The following is a 19,335-nucleotide window of genomic DNA, read 5'->3' as shown; positions in this document are numbered from 1 at the left end:
GTTTGCCTACAAAGGTATGTACTAGCGTGAAGTGGGGTTCCGGTTTGACTTTCGACCAAGGGGGGCCTGGATACGCCGGTTTGCAGATTGATGCAGGGCATAACGAGCGCGTGCGTATGCGGTTTCGTCAATGAGTCCTGCGGCGTAGACCGTTTGTAAGCTCGTTTCCAGGGTTTGGTCCTGATGTGTTGCCTGTGGAGTTCCGGCCAAGATCACGCCGATGCCATAACTCACCGTGAGCAAACCGGCCATCGTTGCCATCGCAACGGGCCAACTTACTGCCAATGTAAGTGACCATAACCCGCCGTCTTGGACTGTCATCCCATTGTGAAGTGCTTGGGCAACGGTGGGTACCACTGGGGGTGGTGTGGTACCGGTAACCAGATTGGCAATACTCACCTGACCAAATAGCACACTTGCACAGAGAACAATGCTTGTTGCTGCGATCACCCACAATCCTTGCCGTCGGCTATTTCCGAGCTGAATGGCCTGTCGAACCCCGTGTGCCACGATAATTGCCCCAAGAATGAACCCACCTGCGGCTATTGGTAACACGATGGGCACACTAACGGTGCCTTGAACACCACCGAGTCCCCAGGATGCATGGAGGGGCTGTTGGCCGTCAAGTAATTGAAGGACCAGTGGAGCTCCCGTCGTCAATGAGAGACCAAATAGCAAGGCAAGCGGTGAACAAAGGATGAGGACGACCCAATGCATCCCGTACACGGCAGACTGCGCAACAATCAAGACGCCAATCCCTAATCCAAGGAGGGTGAGCCACATGATGCATCGGCTGATTGCGGGCTTAATCGCTGAAGGGAGTACCTGGCTGTAATACAAGCCGACCAGCAGCGTAATTGTAGGGAATGCGGTCGCCCCCCAAAGGGTACTGACCAGGGTAGGTCGGATCCAAACTGGTTGGCCGGATACGGTGATCATTGACCCGATAAGGAAGGCCACAAGTACAATACCTAAATGAAGGCCGGCACCAAGTAGTGCCGCTTTGGTGATCATGGGTGTTTGGATTGGTGCATTGGTCCGGCGGTATTCATCTGAAAACGCTACAGACCATCCGATTGCCCATACGCCGAGGATCACGATCCCTGGAAGGATGGGGCCGGTTGTGAGTGAGAGGGCCCAATGCTCAGTCTGAATATCTAGGCCACCACCGGGACTTACCGCAGCAAGTACAAGGCCCAACCGCCAGTCAACGGGAATACCAAGGGCATGCTGGCCACCAATGGCTAAGACGAACGCAAGGATCAGCCAGACGCTAAGGGTAATGAGGCAAATCCAGAGGCCGGGACGGGCTGCAAAACGCCTCGTGGGGAGGAGCTGAGGTGATTGGGGTAAGCCCAAGCGCGATCGTTTTGTGGTGCTGCCATTATCAGTGTCTTCGGCTTGATTACCAGGACCGTCCGTATCTTCAGATGGTGTGCTAACCGGTTCACCGAGATCAGTGTCAGGGTCGTGGGCGAATCCCCAGTGTTCGGTCATGGCCGATGGCTCGAATCTTAAGGAATGGCAAGTTCAACTGGCACTGAATCTACAAACAACGTGTGTTCACCCGGGTTGCCTTTAGGAATCAAAATCCAAGCAGGATCTGTTTGGAAGGACTCATTTGTGTACCAGACAACAACGCCAGGACTTAATGAGTAGCCTTCATTGAGTTCCCCTTCGAAAGAAATACTGGTTGCCGGGGCCGTTTGTTCCGTCACTTCACCGGTGTACGGCGTTTGTTGATCTTCACTTTTGAAAAAGACCGCTTGATCTCGTGTCATCCCCGGTGGCAGCAATACCTTGCCGTCGTTGTCCGCACGACTCCACAACTCATTGATCTTGATATAGGTTCCAGGGTCAAGCACAAGTTGGGTGACGTCACCTTGGTCACGATTTACTGCCAGCCCCTCGTGCTCGATAATCCGTCCTGTCGCATCTGGTGCGGGGACTTGAATACCATTCGGGTTCGGGTTCGGGTTTGTGGATTGGGGGGCTTGTGCATCTAATTGTTGGGTTCCTCTGTGGGTGGAGGCTGACCCATTGAGCTGTGTCACCATATAACTGGCACCACCGATGAGGAGAAGCACAGCAATCCCGATACCAATACGTACCGGCATTGATAACGCAGCGAAGGTCGCCCCAAGTGAACGGGGCGGTGGTCCTCCAGGGGTTTGGGGTGCAGGGGTGTCAGGTTTGTCTGGAGTAGTTGTGGTGTCGTCAGTGTCACCGGAAGGGAAGGTGGACATACCCGGTCACTCCTTCTATTGGCATGGTTTGGGTTCGAGTGGATTCTAGCGGTGTCCGTACATAGGCTATGGACACTGCGCTAGTGCGGGCGGGCAAGATTGGACCATAATCCGTCGTTAGGCGTTGCGCGGCGTCGTAATCGTGACGCACCTGGCCCCGCTTCCTCGTGGAGTGTATGGAGTACCTCAATGACCGTTTCATTGATCGTGAGGGAACGTTGCATGGAGACAATAGCAAGCTCAGCAGCAAGCAAACTTGCCTCGGTGGGAGGGCCTCCTAATGAGGGCCTCGGCCAGTGTTGTTGCAACGTTCTTCTCCATGAACACAGGTCGTTTGGTGACGCTATCGGCATATCAGTTGTGTGCATGAGCGGTTCCCATGGCACAATGGCGCGTCTAAGGCCCGATGGCCAAGTGGTAAGGCATGCGACTGCAACTCGCTTATCGCCGGTTCGATTCCGGCTCGGGCCTCTAGAACACCCCAGTTTGGAAACTCACTGGGGTACATACGGGTCAGTAGCCAAGTTGGTTAAGGCTCCGGACTCATAATCCGGCGATGCGTGGGTTCGAGCCCCACCTGACCCACTCGTACCGGTCCTTGTGGGCGTCAGTACGGCGGCACCCACAAGGTGGGGCTGGCTGCTTCGTTCTTGGCTGACTAGTGGTGCGTTTGGTCTGCGAGATAGGCTGCCAGTGTTTTCTTGTCTGCCTGGTAGAACGAAAACTGACCGTTGGCAAGCCTGGCTAATTCGTCAATGGAATCTACTTCATAAATCGTGGCGAGATGGATGACCACCTGGGCGCAGGCGACGGCATCGGCGGTTGCATCATGGTGGTTGGTGAGTTCAATCCCAAAGTGGGCGGCAACGGTGGCCAATCGATGGTTTGAGAGTCCGGTGAGGGTTCGTTGTGCCCACGTAAGTGCGCACCCCATCTCAACACTGGCGTCGTCAATTCCTGAAATAAGAGAAGTCGACGCGAATACTTGACCATCAAAGCGAGCGTTGTAGGAAACCAGCCGATCCTCATCAATAAAGGTGCGAACTGCAGAATAACAATCGCGCCAATACGGAGCATGCGCCACCATTTCCGGGGTGATGTGGTGTATTTCAATTGCGGCATCAGAAAACTCGTCAAATCCTGGTAGAGGGCGAAGGAGTGTGGCGAATTGATCGACAACTTGACGATCACGCACCCGAACAATGCCTACTTGGATTGCCGAGGCGCGGTCCCAAGACGCCGTTTCAAAGTCGATAGCACAAAAGTCTAAGGACATTGGTCTATTACGAACGCTTACGAAGTACGGTTAAAACCCCAATGCTGGATAGGGCGGTCAGCAGAAGTACCCAGGCGGGGGGGAGATTTGAGCCAGTTCTTGGAAGTGGTTTCGTGCGATCTTGTGTTTCTAGTGGTTGCTGGTTATCCGGGGTGGGGTCGGCGTTTACCCCGATATGCGCTTCGTGCATATCCAACACAATATTTTGACGAAGCAAGCCCATCCGTGCTGGTTGGGCAACCATGCCCACACCGGCGCCATTAGCGGAGAGAGTTCGCTGGCCAACTCCTGACTCTACACATGTTTCAAGAACACTTGAATCAAACCAGCAAGCTCGTTCGGTTGATGGTGATACATCAATCGTTAACCCCCCAGTTTCCTCATCAAGCACGAGTGCTGAATCAGTCGCATTAAAGCGTGGACCAAGAATGCCTGAGGCTGCCTTGGGTAATTGGGTGAGTATCTCAGCAACGCGGGTACCTGCAAGATTAGTATTAGCCCCCACTGATGCCGGAATCGCATCACGTAGACCCGGTAACAGCACAACATGCATCGTTCCTGGTGTAATGGTGCCAGATGCTGAAGACCCGATAGGGGATGTGGCATCCAGCGTACTTGCCGCAATATCAACCCGTATGAGTGCATGACCGCTATTCGTAGGAAACAGCTCAACCTGGGCCGGCCCTTGCGTTACCATTGCCTGCGGCTTGGAATCAACTGAGCTTGTCGATTCACCTTGGCGAATCCGCATAAAGGGGCGTGAAGCCGGGTCTTGTGCAAGGTCTTGAACAGCCGCATGAATATCGGTCAAACTCCCTGGCCCTGAAGCGGTCGCCAATGGTTCTAACATTGAGGCAAGTTTGATTAGGTCATCTGGTAGCTGGCCACGTATATCGGGGTCCACAGCATTCAAGGTTGGTTCATCTAAGACCACGTCGACCGATTGTGCCTCAGCTGTTGTTGTACCTGTCGTTGCGGTAAGTGTTGTCTGTCGTGGTGCACTCTCGCCGCGTAGCCCTGAGCGGACCTCAGTTAGCCCGATGGCGGGAAGGGACCCTGAGACAGGCTGATCGGATACTTTAAACGGTGTAGATACCTTTGGATTTATTAACGTCGCACAAGCTGTGGTCTCGCAATCGGCAGTTGGTGCGTTGGCAAGCTGCAGGGACGTAGATCCAAAGGCGGTGGTTTGGTGGCCGATCGTGAGTGCCGGCCCGTTCATCGTTACGGTGGCCGCATATGCGCGAGGAGACGCCAAATCACCCGCCTGAGCAGAGGCGGGTGTGGCTATCCCAAGGAGGGTAAGTGCACAAAAACTAAGCGCGAGTGCGGTTTGAGGTAAGGTGACGGGCATAACAGTGCCCAATGTACCAACTATGCGGCGGCAAATGCGGCTTTTGCGCGCGCATGGACACGGCCACGGTCTGCACCCATGCGTTCACGAGCCGTGGAGCCTTCGGTCACGGCGGCCACGTAAGCGCTCTTCTTCTTGAACTGACGGTCTTGTGGCAGTGGTTCGGGGCCATCTTCGCTATCGTCCATGGCTCGTTCCATACCCATACGAATGAGCGCAAATGCTTCTGAGCGCATCTGAGAAATACGGCTCTCAGTTACCCCAAGTTCTTCGGCAATGTCGATCATCTGTCGACCTTCAAAGAAGTATCCAATGATCACATGGCGTAGACGTTCTGGAAGGGCCATCACGGCATCAGCCAAGTAGGCACGACGCTCATTGCTCAAGATGGCTTCTTCTGGAGTGGCTTCGGCGGAAGGAAGTAAGTTCGCAGCATCGCCTTCACCGACCATTGCGTCGTAGTTCAAAACGGTACCGCGGTGAACATCGTGAACGAGGTTCTCAACCTGCTTGACGCTGGTACCCATTTCTTTGGCCGTCTCGCTCATTGAGGGTGTGCGGCCTTCGCGGCTAGTGAAGGCTTCTGTTGCGGCCTGCATTTCACGAGCCTGGCGGCGAACGGAACGGCTAGCCCAGTCACGAGAGCGGAGTTCATCAAGCAGTGCACCGCGGATGCGGATGATTGCGAACTTTGGGAACTCTACGCCCTTGTCACTATTCCAGGACTTGGCTGCTTGGGTCAGCCCCAACATCGCGGCGCTTACGAGGTCATCACGGTGGACGTGGCGAGGCAGTCTTGCTGCAATTTCGCTGACACCGTATTGAACCAATGGCAGGTTCGCGGTGATGAGTTCTTCGACGGTGGTGGTGTTGTTCTTGTGCATGGTCATGTCTTCGCCAGAAATCTGACGAATCCAAATAGACCATTGGGATGAACAATCCGCCTAATGAGTACGTACTATACGTATCTTCTCTGTATTACTTCCTATATCGTAGGAGTGAAATGGCTGTGAACAGGGAGAATAGTAATGAGCCAGTCTCAAATAGTTGTGTCATCAACTAAAAATAAATAGAGAAATCTGTAGAAAACGGTGTATCTCAGTGACGAAATGCTGAGTGATGATCAATTCTCATTGCATTCGGTCGCAGCATGGTCCGATGTCATCAGACCAATATCAACATGTTGTCGAATAGATGCCGGCCCGACGAGCCGTGATAAACGGAAAAATGGGAAACAGCCCCGAAGGGCTGTTTCCCATTTTGTACTCGGTGTAGGTACTACTTAGTATCCCAATCGAATAACTTCAAGTTTCACCGGAACAACGCCGGCCTTCATCATGTCAATTTCCTTGGCGGCAGCGTGGGTCAAGTCAATAACACGGCCCTTGATATATGGACCGCGGTCATTGATCTTGACAATGACCTCTTTGCCGTTCTTCTCGTTGATCACGCGAACGAGGGAACCAAATGGCAGTGTCTTATGGGCAGCGGCTAACGCCGTTCCATCAAACCTTTCACCAGGTGCAGCGACACGGGTATCGGTGTAATAGCTGGCCTTACCGTATTCGACTGACAATACTTGACCATTGTCTGAAGAAGGTTTGTCCTGCTCTGCCGCAGGTGCTTCCGTGGGTGTTGGTTTGGCCGTTGGCTTGGCTGAGGGAGCTTGAATGACATCGATCTCGGCGAGCATGGCCTCATACTCTTCGTCAGAAATCGTCGCCTGGGATTGTTCGCCTGTGGTGACGCCCTGATTCAAAATCTCTTTAATATCAGCCTCAACGGTTGCACTTGTGGCCGCCGTACCGCCAACAATCACGCCACTTTGAATTGGGGAGTTCCAGTTGCGCAAGAGACCGGCACTGACCGAGCCAAGTTTGTCCTTGGGTACGGTCATCATCGGCGCATCAATGTGGGCTGCTAATGCACCAGCGGCGAGGCCATCAGCAAAACTCTCACCACTCGCAAAGACAACCTTTGTGGTGGACTTAAAGGCATCCCAGTTTTGGGTAAGAATCTTCGCACTGATGTCATATTGGCTGTTGCCACTCACGCGGGTTGTCCGCAACCCCATCGCCTTCAACTGGTCCATGACGGCATCACTGACTGAGTTCTTATTGCCAACGACGACCGCAGTGCTTGGCTTGAGTGCCTTGATTGCTTCGGCACTTGCCGCAGGTACCTCATCTTTATTGACAAGCAGTGTGGGTACTTCATTATCTGATGCACCTAATGCAGATGCTGCGATTGCATTGCTCCAGGCATTGTCGCCCCAACCAGCGGTAATAACCACCTGACCAGAATCGGCAGGTCCGGCTTCACGGGCAACCTTGGCAGCAGTTTCAACACGATTCGCACCAGAAATACGCTCAACTGGTAATTTCATGCCTTTGAGCTGACTGATGACCTTGTCACTGACTGCTGCTTTTCCACCAAGGACAATGGCCCGAGACGGCTTTAACTTGCGGATTGCATTCACCGTTGCACTCGGCAATTGATGCTGCTCTGTTAATAACAGTGGTGCATCCTTATCGTTTGCAAGAACCGTGGAGGCAATGGCATCTGGCCAATCATTTGCTGTTGCAATAATGACCGTTGATGCTGAATCGCGTTGGTGCAATCCGGCTGCGGCAGCCGTATCAATGCGCCCAGGGCCAGAGACACGAGAAATCGTTTCTTGTGCATCTGCGTGCAAGGGTGCCGTGCTCAATGCGAGCGCAGAAAGTACTGCAGCGGTTGAAAACGTCTTTGAGGACAGAGAATGAACAATCATCGTCGACAAGCATGAGGGACACACCCTGATAGCTCAATCGTTTATTCCTGACCGGACGGACAAGGGGAGCACGGTTATTGATGCTTCAGTTCGCTGAATACCTGTCACTCGTTACAGATTGATGATACAGAGAAACCTGCACTATTTTCAAAATAGTGCAGGTTTTTCTCTCAGGGAAGTACCCCGATTTGTAATTATCCGCGCTCCTCAATTGGAATGATGTCTCGTTTAGCCGGTCCAACATAGACCTGACGGGGACGAACAATTCGAGATTCCGGGTCTAAGTTTGCTTCTCGCCACTGAGCAATCCACCCAGGGAGACGACCAATAGCGAACATTACGGTAAACATTTTGGCTGGTAGCCCCATCGCGCGATAGATCAGCCCGGAATAGAAATCAACGTTGGGGTAGAGGTTGTGTGATTGGAAGTAATCGTCTTGTAGTGCTGCTTCTTCTAACTCCATCGCAAGTTCTAACAATGGATCATTTGGCATATACGTGGCCAAGACATCATGGGCAGCTTGTTTGATGATTCGTGCACGGGGGTCATAGGTTTTATAGACCCGGTGCCCAAACCCCATTAACCGGAACGGATCGTTGCGATCTCGTGCACGTGAAAGAACCCGCCCGATATCGCGATCGTTATCCAAAATCGTTTGGAGCATCTCAATGACGGCTTGATTAGCCCCTCCGTGCAAACTGCCCCAGAGTGAGTTGATTCCACTAGAAATACAGGCATGCAAATCAGCACGAGAACTTGCGACCATGCGAACGGTTGATGTTGAACAGTTTTGTTCATGGTCACCGTGCAAAATCAATAGCACATCTAATGCCCTAGCCATCACGGGGTCTACTTCATAGTTATTAATTGGAGTCCAGGTCAACATATGCAAAATATTGGAGGCATAGTCAAGTCGCCCATCAGGGTAAACGAGAGGCTCATCAACTGATGTCTTATGCGACCAAGCCGCAATGGTGGGGGCCTCGGCTAAGAGCCGATACACCGCAGAGGGAATGAAGTCAGGATCGTCTATCGGCTCTTTCTCACGGCGCCGATAGGCTGTCATCATTTCAATCCCAGAGGAGAGAATAGCCATTGGTGGTGCGTTCTTTGGAATCGCATCAAAGAACTTTCGCATATTCTCAGGCAGCATCATGTTGTCACGAACCATATTCGTGAACACATCTAACTGTTCTTTAGTCGGTAAGGCATCGTGGATAAAGAGGTAGCTGACTTCCATGAACGACAGATGTTCAGCAATTTGCTCAATTGGGTACCCGCGATAACGAAGAATCCCATTTTCACCATCGAGGTAGGTGATTGAGGACTTACATGGTGCTACTGACGAGAACCCTGGATCATAGACAACATACCCAGTTTTTGGGCGCAAATGGTTGATCGCGAGGCCAGCACCACCCTCACTTGCGGGGACGAAAGGAATCTCAAGGGTTTCTGACCCAAGATCTAGAAACGCGTGTTCTGGAGAATTCGGCAATGTCATAGAACTCCATTCACTGTGAGACAAGAACCTGATTAACCGGAACATCGTAAGATACTCAACTTGGGAGCCAAAAGACCATTTTGCTTGTCATAAAACCGTCTTTGAGATGACAAAAAACGGGGAACATAGCAAACTGCCGCCTTCAGTGAGGCGGCAGCATAGGAGAGTCGAGACGGTATTAGGCTTCGCAGATTTCTTTCTTTGTTGGTTTTCCGTCTTCCATCGTGTAAATGAGGGGAACGCCAGTCGCAATTTCCATACCCGGAATATCGTCGTCACTAATGCCATCAAGTTCTTTGACAATGGCACGCAGTGAGTTGCCGTGGGCACTTACCAGCACGGTATCAAATGTTTTCGTTGCAGGAATGATGTGATCGTTGAAGAACGGGAGAACACGGTCCAACGTGTCTTTTAAGCTCTCGCCAGCCGGAGGACGAACATCGAAGGAGCGGCGCCAAATATGGACCTGTTCTTCGCCAAACTCTTCTGCAGTTTGCTTCTTATTCCGGCCAGCCAGGGCACCGTAATACCGTTCGTTTAATTGCCAAGCAACTTCTTGGTCAAGGTCGCCTTGGCCCATTGCTTCAAGGACGAGTCGCCCGGTATTTTGGGCACGACGAAGACCAGACGTAAAGGCTTTATCTACATGTAATCCAAGGGCCTTCAAGCGCTCACCAGCAGCGGTAGCTTCTGCTCGGCCTTGATCGGATAGTTCAACGTCTACCCAACCGGTAAACAGATTTTCTTGGTTCCAAACGGACTGGCCATGACGAATCAATATAAGGGTGCTCATTGCGCGTATTTTATGGTGTCGCACCCATACCGCTGAGGAAAATTAACAATACAAGGCAAATAACAACACCGATGATTCCGATTCGGACCATTTCTTTAGTGCGCTGATCTTGCGTGGCTTTAGTGCGGGTGATCACTCGGATAAGATCATCATCTGAAACGACAAAGCGTTTAGGATCCGCTGGCTCAGCGGTCGCTATGCCACGCTGCAGGGCTAAATCAAAGGACGCCCGTCGTTGAGGATCGCTCAATACCGCCCAGGCTGCATTAGCCAAACGAAGTTCGGCTTCATGCTCTCGATGGCCGAGTACATCGGGGTGGCTGGCCCGCACAATACTGCGATGCGCCTGGCGAATTTCTACGAGGCTGGCATCGGGTGACACGCCGAGGACCTCATACCAATTCATCTTGGCGAGTATAGAAGTGGGACGTCAATATTGCCCGTACAGGTACACAGGCTGACCGGGACGATCAGTAAGCAAATCAGTTACAACTTGTCTTGCTTGATCGGTGACGTGCGCCTACACGGTGGTGAGTTCACGCTGCAAGAGATTTAATGCTTGACTCTCGATTTTACGTACACTCTCTCGACTCAATCCGAGTTCTTGTCCAAGCGCATCAAGGGTCATGACCTCGGTATCAAAGAGTCCATACCGTCGTGTGATGACATACCACGACCGTTCATCAAGGTGTTCACGTGCATGGGCCAATACGGTGCGATGGAACTCTGTTTCAACGACCGTATCAGCCGGAGAATCAGGCGCGATTGCAACGAAGTCGCCCATTTCATTTGAGTCAACATCAGTTCCGACTTTGCGATCAAGGCTTGTCATGCGCTTGTCGGCTTCAAGTGCCCGGCGGATGCGATGTGCGGTGAGGTGGGTGGCTTCAGCCAGTTCCTCAATCGTGGGTTCTTCACCAGTTGATGCCTCTAACCGTGCACGTGCTGCACGCACCTTGATCAAGGCATCATGCAGGGCAACGGGTAACCGGATCGTACGTTCAGAGCTGGCTACACCACGCTGAATGGCCTGGCGAATCCACCAAGTGGCGTAGGTAGAAAACTTGAAGCCTTTACGCCAATCAAATTTTTCTACGGCCCGAATCAAACCAAGATTGCCTTCTTGGATGAGTTCGCAGAGATCCAGGCTAGAACGACGGCTGAACTTGGCAGCTACGCTCACGACCAGTCGAAGATTTGCCGCAACGAAGTGATCAAATGCTCGATCACCGTTTTCAACGAGGCGTTCCAACCGTCTCATATCAGTAGGTGCTAACACTTCACCCGCATCTGCTGCTTGTTGAAGACGCTGCGCTGCTTCGATTCCTGCCTCAATCTGTTGGGCTAATGCACACTCATCCTCAGCGGTCAGTAATTCAACGCTCCCCAGCGAGCCGAAATACAAGTCCAAAAGGTCATCGGGTACGGCTTGGGATATACGTTTCAATTGGCACCTCCAAAACAGTGGTCCATTGAGTAAACACGATTCAGAAGGCGAACAACAGTTGCCAGACGGAAAAGATTGGTGAATAAACCGCTAAGTAACTAAAGAGAAGGTATAGGTGGGCAGGAATCAATGGTCTTCGTGCCCTATCAGTAAACTGATAACGATTATCGGTTTCCTTCTGCAGCCTAATCTGGCCATCTTCGGTGTGAGCAGAGAGACTAGAGGTATGGAGCTACCAACGAATCCACTCTTTGACCGTCTCGGCGTATATCCACTGACGGCGTTTGCTGATAAGGCACGATCATTGCGTCGTGATGGCAATGGCCCTGTCCATGACTTTTCTATCGGTGATCCGGTTGAACCAACCGATCAACGTATTCGTGATGCACTGAAGGATGCCGTTACACCCACCAGTCAATACCCCAGCGCAACTGGACAGCCTGCCCTGCGCGCCGCCATTGCAACGTGGGTAATGCAACGTTTTGGCGTCGAGGTCAATCCGGATACCCAGATTCAACCGACCAGTGGGCTAAAAGAAGGTATCTTCCACACTCCACTTGCCTTGACCGCTCCTGGGGCGCGCAAACATGCCGCTATTTGGGGTGCACCCGGCTATCAGCCGTATGAACGTGGCGCTCTATTCGCTGGGGGCACGAGTGACCCGGTAGACTTGGTGCCAGACAATGACTGGAAACTTGAGCTTGACACACTCACACCCAGTCGTCTTGATCAAGCGTTCATTGCGTGGTTGAACTACCCCCATAATCCAACGGGTGCAGTGGTGGACCTTGACTATTACCGCACACAAATTGCGACGGCTCGCAACCATGGGTTCGTATTGGGCAGTGACGAGTGCTATGTCGATATTTACCGGCCACATGACACCCCTCCTGTGAGCCTATTACAAGCTGCTGATGGTGACTTGACCGGACTCCTTGTGTGCTTCTCACTATCCAAGCGCTCAGGTATGACCGGGTACCGCTCAGGAGCGATGATTGGTGACGAACGCCTTATTGCCAAGCTTGGCATAATGCGCCCCAATATCGGAACTGCGAGCCCCGACTTCATTCAAGCTGCAGCTATCACCGCATGGGGAGATGAAAGCCATGTGGCGGCACGCCGTGAGATTTTTGAGGCTAAACGCCAGGTCATGCGCGCATTTTTTGATCGGGTTGGCCTAGAAACCAGCGGCTCTCAGGCCACCTTCTACCAGTGGGTGAAGGTGCCCGGCGGTGATGATCGTGCGTATGCAGATGCCCTACTTGCGAAACGCATTATTGCGAGTCCAGGATCTGCATTTGGGTCGGCAGGATCGGGATATATTCGCCTTGCGCTTGTTCCCGATGTCCCTGGCTGTGAAGCAGCCTGTGCCACTTGGGAAGCCGGTATCACATTGGGTGAGATTCCCTCGTAAAGGCATTTATGCTCGTCAGGTGGACCATTGCCCTTTCATGCCATGCGTCGCCGTGGGCTGGGGGTTAATCCTAAAAACCACAAGCAAAGCGCTAGTAGACATGCAGGATGGAGCTATGACTGATTTAAAGGCAATCGAATCCACCGTCAGTGCCGCATGGGAATCTGGCGAGCGTACCGACGACGTTAAAACGGCTGTACTCGAAACGATCGACCTCCTAGACGCAGGATCAATCCGTGTCGCCCAACGCGACGGTGACCAATGGGTGGTGAATACCTGGGTTAAACAAGCCGTGCTCATGGCGTTCGGGTTTTGGGATATGGAAACGATTGAGCTTGGTCCATTTGAATACCACGACAAAGTGCCCTTGAAACGTCACTATGCCCAAGCAGGGGTGCGCGTTGTTCCCCCCGCAACGGTCCGTCGTGGGGCATTTATAGAAGCCGGGGCGGTGCTCATGCCGTCCTACGTGAATATCGGGGCCTATGTTGGGACGGGCACAATGGTTGATACCTGGGCCACGGTGGGGTCTTGTGCTCAGATAGGATCCAATGTGCATTTGTCCGGTGGCGTTGGTATCGGTGGGGTCCTCGAACCTCCCGGGGCTCGTCCAGTCATCATTGAAGACAACTGCTTTATTGGAAGCCGATGCATCGTGGTCGAAGGGGTGCGTGTCCGTGAAGGTGCGGTACTTGGTGCTGGGGTCACGATCACTGGCTCAACCAAAATTATTGATGTGACGGGTGACGAACCAGTTGAGTACCAAGGTGAGGTACCTGAACGTTCTGTAGTCATACCAGGGATGCGAACCAAAACGTACCCTGCTGGCGACTTTGGTATACCTGCCGCGTTGATTATCGGGAAACGGTCAGCGGCAACAGATGAAAAAACAAGTCTGAACGATGCCCTTCGTAACTTTGGAGTCTCGGTCTAGATGGAATCCTTGTCCGCACCAGTAACCGAATGGTCCTCAACCGGGGATGATCTGATTGATTTAATTGGTGAACTCCTCATCCGGCCCTGTGTTACAGGTGATGAGGGGCTGATTGCGGACTGGATCGCCCAATGGGCGGCTAGCCGAGGCGACATGGTAATGCGGGTCGGGCATTCTCTTGTGATGAGCCCTCCCGGTGACCTTGACGACCCCCGACCGGTTGTTGCATTAGTGGGCCATACCGATGTTGTCCCACCTACGGAGCACGATCGTCTGGCACGGCTCGAAGAGCGTGATGGCCAGCCCGTTATCGTTGGTCGGGGTGTCAGTGATATGAAAGCTGGCCTTGGGGTCCTCATGCAGGCTTTCATTGACGAGGATTGTCGGAACGGCCCGTATCGCATGGTGTTGGTGGCTTACGCTGGTGAAGAGGGTCCGGCTGAGGCGAATGAGTTGGCTCAAGTGCTCAATGCAGTTCCAGGGTTAGCTGATACAGCGCTAGCCATTATTGGAGAACCTACCGATGGCCAGGTGCAATTGGGTTGTATGGGTGCTCTCCATGCACTGGTTACCTTCCCAGGTGTCCAAGCTCATTCAGCGCGGCCATGGCAAGGGCACAACGCCTTGACCCATGCGGGGGAGTGGTTGGCGAAATGGAAGGATGTTGACCTAGTTGAGGTTACGATTGACGGGTTGACCTGGAAAGAAGTGATGACTCCCACGCAGGCCTACACCGACAATGCCCGCAATATTGTGCCAGGTTCATTTGTGGTTAATGTGAACTATCGCTTTGCCCCGGATAAAACAATCGAAGAAGCCGAAGCACAGTTCATTGAACGTATCAATGCCTTTTGGACTGGGGATGAGCCGTTATCTGTCGCCATTGTTGACCGAGCTCTTCCCTGCCCTCCCCGACGAAACAATGCCATGGTTAGTGCATTAATTGATGCATTTGGCGTGGATGTGGCACCCAAACAAGCATGGACTGATGTAGCACGGTTCAATGCAATCGGTGTTCCTGCCCTGAACTTTTCTCCAGCACCCGGTGACCAAGCCCATCAAGCAGGTGAGTGGATGCCAGTTGCCGATATTCGGCCAGGGTTTGACCAGCTCAAAGCCTTCCTTACCCACACGTAAGGGGCGCCCTTCAACGAACGACTTTTGTCTGTGCTGGCTCGCTTGATGAGGTAAGCCTGTCATACTGGCTCCCTTATGACTGCCTACAACGCCAACGCGCTGAATGAGTTAGAAGGGCTTGAACCCGTTCGCCAACGTCCGGGGATGTACATCGGATCGACCGATACGACTGGTCTTCACCATCTGATATGGGAAGTTGTTGACAACAGTGTCGATGAGCACCTAGCAGGACATTGTTCAACCATTGCCGTCACGATGAATGCCGATGGGTCCATCACGGTTGCTGATGATGGTCGTGGCATTCCGGTTGATGTCAATAAAAAGAACGGGCTGACTGGCGTTGAAATGGTGCTGACTAAACTCCACGCTGGAGGCAAATTTGATGATGCCACGTACAAAGTGAGTGGTGGCCTCCACGGGGTTGGAGTCAGTGTCGTGAATGCCCTATCAACAAAACTCAGTGTGGATGTGACCCGGGCTTCAAAGATCTATCACATGAGCTTTGACCATGGCGTACCCACCAGCTCCCTTGTTGTGACGGGTAAGGCGAAGCGAGGGATTTCAGGCACAACCATTACGTTTTGGCCTGATGGCAAGATATTTGACACGCTGACGTGGGATCGTGCCCGCATTGAACGCCGTCTACGAGATACGGCCATGCTGAATGCAGGGCTCACGATTGACCTTACTGATAACCGAGGTGAAGAACCATGGATGGTGACCTATACCTTTCCCGGAGGGGTGGAGGCATTCTTAGCCGATTTGGTGAATGAAGAAGAGACCATCACCCAAACCCCGATTGTGATTAAACGTGAAGAGCCTGACTTTGAGGGTGATCACCTTGCGTGCGAACTCGTTTTTACGTGGTTGAGTGCCGGGGTTAGTGAGAAAACCCGTTCATTTGTCAATATCGTCAACACGCCTGATGGTGGCGCACACGAAGAAGGATTCCGCAAAGCATTAACCCGCACGATCAATACCTGGGGTGAACGCAAACGGGGCCTATTTACTAAGGGTGGACCAGATCGGGTAACCGGTGATGATCTGCGTGAAGGGCTGGTGTGCGTCCTCAGCTTGAAGATGGGGAATCCACAATTTGAAGGCCAGACGAAAGGTCGTTTGGGATCAGCTTCAGCCCGACGGTTCATGGAACGTGTGGTCAACGAGGACTTAGCCGCCTGGCTTGAGAAACACAATGGTGAAGGTCGAGCGATCGTTACCAAGGCCACCATTGCAGCAAAGGCACGTGAAGCGGCCAAAGCTGCTCGAGATCTGACACGGCGTAAAGGTATTCTCGACAGCCAAAGTGCCGGACTTCCCGGCAAATTAGCCGATTGCTCTAGCCGCGACCCTGAAGTAAGTGAGCTTTATATCGTCGAAGGTGATTCCGCTGGCGGTTCATCTAAACAAGGACGCAATCGAGATACCCAGGCCATTTTGCCCCTACGAGGCAAAGTCTTGAATGTTCAAAAAGCGCAGGTTCGGTCGGTTCTCGCTAATGAGGAGATTCAAAACCTTATCAAGGCAATTGGAACAGGTATCGAACCCGAATTTGACCTTTCAGGGCTGCGCTACCACAAGGTCATTTTGATGGCGGATGCTGATGTTGATGGTGGTCATATCACCACGCTTTTACTGACGTTCTTCCATCGACTGATGCCCCAGTTAATCGAAGGCGGTTATATCTACTTAGCCCAGCCACCGTTGTATCAGTTGAAAAAGAAAACGGACGTAGCGTATGCGATGAGTGATGCCGAACGTGATCGACTCTTGCGAACCGTCTTTAAAACTGATCCCAAAGACCCGAAAGGGGTTGAAGTGTCACGCTTTAAGGGGCTCGGTGAAATGGACCCCGAACACCTATGGACGACCACCATGGACCCGGCTCGGCGTACATTACTGCAAGTCAAGCCAGGTGATGCCGAGCGGGCAGATGCGACATTTGAACTGCTGATGGGTAAAAGCGCCGCATCGCGCCGCGAATGGATTGAGGCAAATGCGGCCTATGCCGCACTCGATGTGTAAATACCGCAGTCCAGTGGCCGGGCCTAGCCTTACCGGTGAATATCCCTCGCGTCCATATGGGCGCGAGTTTGGACTGTATAGACCCCTGCGCCTGTCAGTAAGGCCCCGCGGCCGATTTGACGCCCCAATTCCCAGTTCCCTAATCCCAGTTCGGGTTCATTAAGGGCATATTGGCCATCTACCCAACGGGTAAAATCATTCCCTACAAAGGGAGCATTCACTTGGGCACGGATGGCTTCAGCTTCTTGGTTGTCATCGCTGAGCACGCTCACCACAAAGGCAGGGGAGTAGGTATTTAGCCAGGTGGTCGCTTCCTCAGCTGTTTCAGCCATCACCACGGTCACCTCAGGTGAGTGTTCCCATTCCCATTCATCCCCGATAGCATCCGTTTCAATGGCGTCCAGTTGGGGTTCAATGACATCGCCTTCACTACGTGCAATAGGAACTTCTGCCCGCCACTGTGGGCCAAATAGGTGGTCAGCACTGGCGTGGACATGTAGCTTCAGGGCTTTCCCGGCCTTCGATTGGGCATCTTCAAGGCCAGCAAGGACCGCATCGGCATGGGTTTGGCCAATCAACACAATCGTATTTAAGGTATTGCACACTTTGCGGTCTAAGCTTCGCCAAATGGCTCCACGGACCCGTTCCGGGTCTGCTCCAGGTGCAATCAACATCCACGCACCACCGCGCCCATGTAACGACACTTGGTTCCCCGCGCTCCTCGCTACATCGCCCAGCATCCGAACCGCACGTCCTGACCCGCGCACCACGACAAGCCCCAACCGGTCATCACTAACCAGGGCATATCCAGCCTCACGGGTTGCTGAATCAACCAATCCCACACAGCCTGCGGGAAGACCAGCAGCCTGAATGGCCGGTTCAAGTGCATATTTCAAGACAGCCCGCGCCGTGCCAAGCGCCGCACTCCCTATACGGAATACAACAGTATTTCCCGTACGTAAGACGCCACACGCATCGGCAAATACGTTTGGGCGACCTTCAAACACAAAGCCAACGACACCCAATGGTGCTTTATGCAAGGTAACTTCCCACCCTTGGGCGTGAGGAATGGTGCTCAGTGGCTCTTCGTGTGTTGTTAGATGTGCCCACCCGCGTAGGCCAGCAATCATGTCATCACGCATAGTTTCGCTGAGCACGAGCCGGACAGTGGACTGACCCAAGGATCTGGCCAATGCCACATCATCTGCATTCGCTGCTGCAATAGGTGCGAAGGTCCTGTCATCGGCTAACGCATCGGCAAATGCGAGGAAGAAGGTACTAATCTGCTCATCTGTCACGGTTGCCATCCGACTAAAGGCAGTAACGGCACCATCAACCGCCGTTGCGGCTGCATTACGCGGTCCGGCGGGGACATGGACCAACTCCCCTAGGGAGGTCACAAATAAAGCATCTCCGGGTGCAAAAGCTGCCGCGAGCTCATCAGAGACCGTGACCACACGGTCACCTCCGACGATCACGCGCTGGCCAGGTTCTAATGATTCCAAAGGCGTCATGCCCCTACGCTATCAATGGACTGCCGCCTTGTATCGCTAAATGTTCTACACAAAGGAAAGCCCATGTCACCGCTCATCATTGCACTCATCGGAGGCCTGTTTGGGCTACTACTGGGGAGCTTTGCCAACGTAGTGATTGCGCGTGTTCCCAAGGGTGAAAGCGTGGTATCTCCGCCCTCTGCCTGCCCACACTGTGGCCACCAGATCGGATGGCGGGACAATATCCCCATATTGAGTTATCTCTTGCTGGGTGGGAAATGTCGGTCTTGTCATACCGCGATCTCTGCTCGTTATCCGATCGTTGAAGGTGTTATGGCGCTTCTCTTTGGGGGGTATAGCTATTGGTTTGCCAGTATTGGTGACCTCTATGCCCTACCAGGCATATTGGCGTTTGTCTTTGCCAGCATGTGCCTGCTGGTTATTGATATTGACACCTTCCGCTTACCTAATGCGATAACCGTCCCGTTGATGGGTACCACACTGGTATTGTTCAGCGCTGCTGCGTTGTTTCACGGGGAGACGAGTCGGTTTTGGTCCATGCTGTTTGGCCCCGTATTCTTAGCCGGCATTCTCTATATTGCTCACAGAATCCGTCCATCTGGCATGGGTATGGGGGACGTGAAATATGCGATTCCAATGGGTATTACCTTGGGTTACCTTGGTATCGGGCCTGTCATCGTGGGCTATTTTCTCGCCCTCTTTGTCGGGGTTGGCTGGGGCATCACCACCATGGCAAAACACGGATTTAAACGACGAGTTCCCATGCCGTTTGGTCCTGGCTTAGTCATAGGAGCCTTTGCCGCCATCATCGTTGGAAATCAAATCGCCCGATTATATATGAGTATCACCGGTCTGTAAGTGCCCTGATTCATCAGGTCTTTTAGGTGCCTAATTAGGTCTAATGACGGCGCTATAGCGCA

At 52.8% G+C, this 19,335-nt stretch carries 17 protein-coding genes and 2 tRNA genes; 7 read left to right on the top strand and 12 right to left on the bottom strand.

Translation table 11 applies throughout. The annotated features are described in order from the left end of the window. Positions 1-21 precede the first annotated feature (21 nt). From VCU37_RS08955 to VCU37_RS08945, 3 genes are all read right to left on the bottom strand, one after another. A complete protein-coding gene (locus VCU37_RS08955) occupies positions 22-1,497 on the bottom strand; it encodes a hypothetical protein (protein ID WP_336250309.1) in 1,476 nt (491 codons plus the stop codon). A gap of 17 nt (positions 1,498-1,514) precedes the next feature. Then, the gene (locus VCU37_RS08950; protein WP_336250308.1) at positions 1,515-2,246 is read right to left on the bottom strand and encodes a hypothetical protein; all 732 of its coding nucleotides are present in this window, start codon (positions 2,244-2,246) and stop codon (positions 1,515-1,517) included. Between the two features lie 80 nt (positions 2,247-2,326). Continuing rightward, on the bottom strand, positions 2,327-2,554 hold the full coding sequence (locus VCU37_RS08945) for a hypothetical protein (RefSeq protein WP_336250307.1): 228 nt from the start codon (positions 2,552-2,554) through the stop codon (positions 2,327-2,329). A 92-nt stretch (positions 2,555-2,646) separates the two neighbouring features. Between VCU37_RS08945 and VCU37_RS08940 the strand changes: the two genes are divergently transcribed. Then, positions 2,647-2,717: transfer RNA gene (locus VCU37_RS08940), tRNA-Cys, on the top strand. A 39-nt stretch (positions 2,718-2,756) separates the two neighbouring features. Continuing rightward, a tRNA-Ile gene (locus VCU37_RS08935) sits at positions 2,757-2,831 on the top strand. Positions 2,832-2,904: 73 nt separating this feature from the next. Here the strand turns inward: VCU37_RS08935 and VCU37_RS08930 are convergent. The 8 genes from VCU37_RS08930 to VCU37_RS08895 form a co-directional block, all read right to left on the bottom strand. Further along, positions 2,905-3,522: an exonuclease domain-containing protein gene (locus tag VCU37_RS08930; protein WP_336250306.1), complete on the bottom strand. Its 618-nt coding sequence runs from the start codon at positions 3,520-3,522 to the stop codon at positions 2,905-2,907. Between the two features lie 7 nt (positions 3,523-3,529). Further along, complete coding sequence (locus VCU37_RS08925) at positions 3,530-4,876, bottom strand: hypothetical protein (RefSeq protein WP_336250305.1); 1,347 nt, start codon at positions 4,874-4,876, stop codon at positions 3,530-3,532. A 20-nt stretch (positions 4,877-4,896) separates the two neighbouring features. After that, positions 4,897-5,766: a sigma-70 family RNA polymerase sigma factor gene (locus VCU37_RS08920; RefSeq protein ID WP_336250304.1), complete on the bottom strand. Its 870-nt coding sequence runs from the start codon at positions 5,764-5,766 to the stop codon at positions 4,897-4,899. 392 nt (positions 5,767-6,158) lie between these two features. Beyond that, positions 6,159-7,649, bottom strand: a complete 1,491-nt coding sequence (locus VCU37_RS08915) for a septal ring lytic transglycosylase RlpA family protein (protein WP_336250303.1) — start codon at positions 7,647-7,649, stop codon at positions 6,159-6,161. 194 nt (positions 7,650-7,843) lie between these two features. Beyond that, the gene (locus tag VCU37_RS08910) at positions 7,844-9,151 is read right to left on the bottom strand and encodes a citrate synthase (protein ID WP_336250302.1); all 1,308 of its coding nucleotides are present in this window, start codon (positions 9,149-9,151) and stop codon (positions 7,844-7,846) included. 178 nt (positions 9,152-9,329) lie between these two features. Beyond that, complete coding sequence (locus VCU37_RS08905; protein WP_336250301.1) at positions 9,330-9,944, bottom strand: 2,3-bisphosphoglycerate-dependent phosphoglycerate mutase; 615 nt, start codon at positions 9,942-9,944, stop codon at positions 9,330-9,332. A 10-nt stretch (positions 9,945-9,954) separates the two neighbouring features. Further along, positions 9,955-10,350, bottom strand: a complete 396-nt coding sequence (locus VCU37_RS08900) for a J domain-containing protein (protein WP_336250300.1) — start codon at positions 10,348-10,350, stop codon at positions 9,955-9,957. A gap of 114 nt (positions 10,351-10,464) precedes the next feature. Continuing rightward, positions 10,465-11,391 carry a sigma-70 family RNA polymerase sigma factor gene (locus VCU37_RS08895; RefSeq protein WP_336250299.1) on the bottom strand — a complete coding sequence of 309 codons (927 nt, stop codon included), beginning with the start codon at positions 11,389-11,391 and terminating at the stop codon, positions 10,465-10,467. 226 nt (positions 11,392-11,617) lie between these two features. On the opposite strand from VCU37_RS08895, the gene VCU37_RS08890 reads away from it, so the two are divergent. The 4 genes from VCU37_RS08890 to VCU37_RS08875 all read left to right on the top strand — a co-directional run bounded on the left by VCU37_RS08890 (position 11,618) and on the right by VCU37_RS08875 (position 16,901). Next, positions 11,618-12,805 (top strand): aminotransferase class I/II-fold pyridoxal phosphate-dependent enzyme, encoded by a 1,188-nt coding sequence (locus VCU37_RS08890; protein ID WP_336250298.1) that lies wholly within the window; start codon positions 11,618-11,620, stop codon positions 12,803-12,805. Between the two features lie 115 nt (positions 12,806-12,920). Beyond that, on the top strand, positions 12,921-13,739 hold the full coding sequence (locus VCU37_RS08885) for a 2,3,4,5-tetrahydropyridine-2,6-dicarboxylate N-succinyltransferase (protein WP_336250297.1): 819 nt from the start codon (positions 12,921-12,923) through the stop codon (positions 13,737-13,739). Then, on the top strand, positions 13,740-14,876 hold the full coding sequence (gene dapE / locus VCU37_RS08880) for a succinyl-diaminopimelate desuccinylase (RefSeq protein WP_336250296.1): 1,137 nt from the start codon (positions 13,740-13,742) through the stop codon (positions 14,874-14,876). 75 nt (positions 14,877-14,951) lie between these two features. Beyond that, positions 14,952-16,901 carry a DNA gyrase/topoisomerase IV subunit B gene (locus VCU37_RS08875; protein ID WP_336250295.1) on the top strand — a complete coding sequence of 650 codons (1,950 nt, stop codon included), beginning with the start codon at positions 14,952-14,954 and terminating at the stop codon, positions 16,899-16,901. Between the two features lie 29 nt (positions 16,902-16,930). Here VCU37_RS08875 and VCU37_RS08870 read toward each other — a convergent pair whose 3' ends face one another. Next, a complete protein-coding gene (locus VCU37_RS08870; protein WP_336250294.1) occupies positions 16,931-18,415 on the bottom strand; it encodes an aldehyde dehydrogenase family protein in 1,485 nt (494 codons plus the stop codon). Positions 18,416-18,478: 63 nt separating this feature from the next. On the opposite strand from VCU37_RS08870, the gene VCU37_RS08865 reads away from it, so the two are divergent. Beyond that, entirely contained in the window at positions 18,479-19,273 is a 795-nt protein-coding gene (locus VCU37_RS08865) for a prepilin peptidase (protein ID WP_336250293.1), read from the top strand. The last annotated feature ends 62 nt before the right edge of the window (positions 19,274-19,335 follow it).

Origin of the sequence: Stomatohabitans albus (assembly GCF_036336025.1) — a bacterium.
Classification (GTDB): domain Bacteria; phylum Actinomycetota; class Nitriliruptoria; order Euzebyales; family Euzebyaceae; genus Stomatohabitans; species Stomatohabitans albus.
The sequence above is the reverse complement of the archived record's forward strand: the minus strand, read 5'-3'. Positions and strand labels throughout refer to the sequence as shown.

What these genes read in the sequence shown, in the direction of transcription:
- VCU37_RS08905 (WP_336250301.1), bottom strand. Translation starts at nt 9,944, where the DNA reads ATGAGCACCCTTATATTGATTCGTCATGGCCAGTCCGTTTGGAACCAA.
- VCU37_RS08950 (WP_336250308.1), bottom strand. Translation starts at nt 2,246, where the DNA reads ATGTCCACCTTCCCTTCCGGTGACACTGACGACACCACAACTACTCCA.
- VCU37_RS08890 (WP_336250298.1), top strand. Translation starts at nt 11,618, where the DNA reads ATGGAGCTACCAACGAATCCACTCTTTGACCGTCTCGGCGTATATCCA.
- dapE (WP_336250296.1), top strand. Translation starts at nt 13,740, where the DNA reads ATGGAATCCTTGTCCGCACCAGTAACCGAATGGTCCTCAACCGGGGAT.
- VCU37_RS08930 (WP_336250306.1), bottom strand. Translation starts at nt 3,522, where the DNA reads ATGTCCTTAGACTTTTGTGCTATCGACTTTGAAACGGCGTCTTGGGAC.
- VCU37_RS08885 (WP_336250297.1), top strand. Translation starts at nt 12,921, where the DNA reads ATGACTGATTTAAAGGCAATCGAATCCACCGTCAGTGCCGCATGGGAA.
- VCU37_RS08915 (WP_336250303.1), bottom strand. Translation starts at nt 7,649, where the DNA reads ATGATTGTTCATTCTCTGTCCTCAAAGACGTTTTCAACCGCTGCAGTA.
- VCU37_RS08925 (WP_336250305.1), bottom strand. Translation starts at nt 4,876, where the DNA reads ATGCCCGTCACCTTACCTCAAACCGCACTCGCGCTTAGTTTTTGTGCA.
- VCU37_RS08900 (WP_336250300.1), bottom strand. Translation starts at nt 10,350, where the DNA reads ATGAATTGGTATGAGGTCCTCGGCGTGTCACCCGATGCCAGCCTCGTA.
- VCU37_RS08910 (WP_336250302.1), bottom strand. Translation starts at nt 9,151, where the DNA reads ATGACATTGCCGAATTCTCCAGAACACGCGTTTCTAGATCTTGGGTCA.
- VCU37_RS08875 (WP_336250295.1), top strand. Translation starts at nt 14,952, where the DNA reads ATGACTGCCTACAACGCCAACGCGCTGAATGAGTTAGAAGGGCTTGAA.
- VCU37_RS08870 (WP_336250294.1), bottom strand. Translation starts at nt 18,415, where the DNA reads ATGACGCCTTTGGAATCATTAGAACCTGGCCAGCGCGTGATCGTCGGA.
- VCU37_RS08865 (WP_336250293.1), top strand. Translation starts at nt 18,479, where the DNA reads ATGTCACCGCTCATCATTGCACTCATCGGAGGCCTGTTTGGGCTACTA.
- VCU37_RS08955 (WP_336250309.1), bottom strand. Translation starts at nt 1,497, where the DNA reads ATGACCGAACACTGGGGATTCGCCCACGACCCTGACACTGATCTCGGT.
- VCU37_RS08920 (WP_336250304.1), bottom strand. Translation starts at nt 5,766, where the DNA reads ATGACCATGCACAAGAACAACACCACCACCGTCGAAGAACTCATCACC.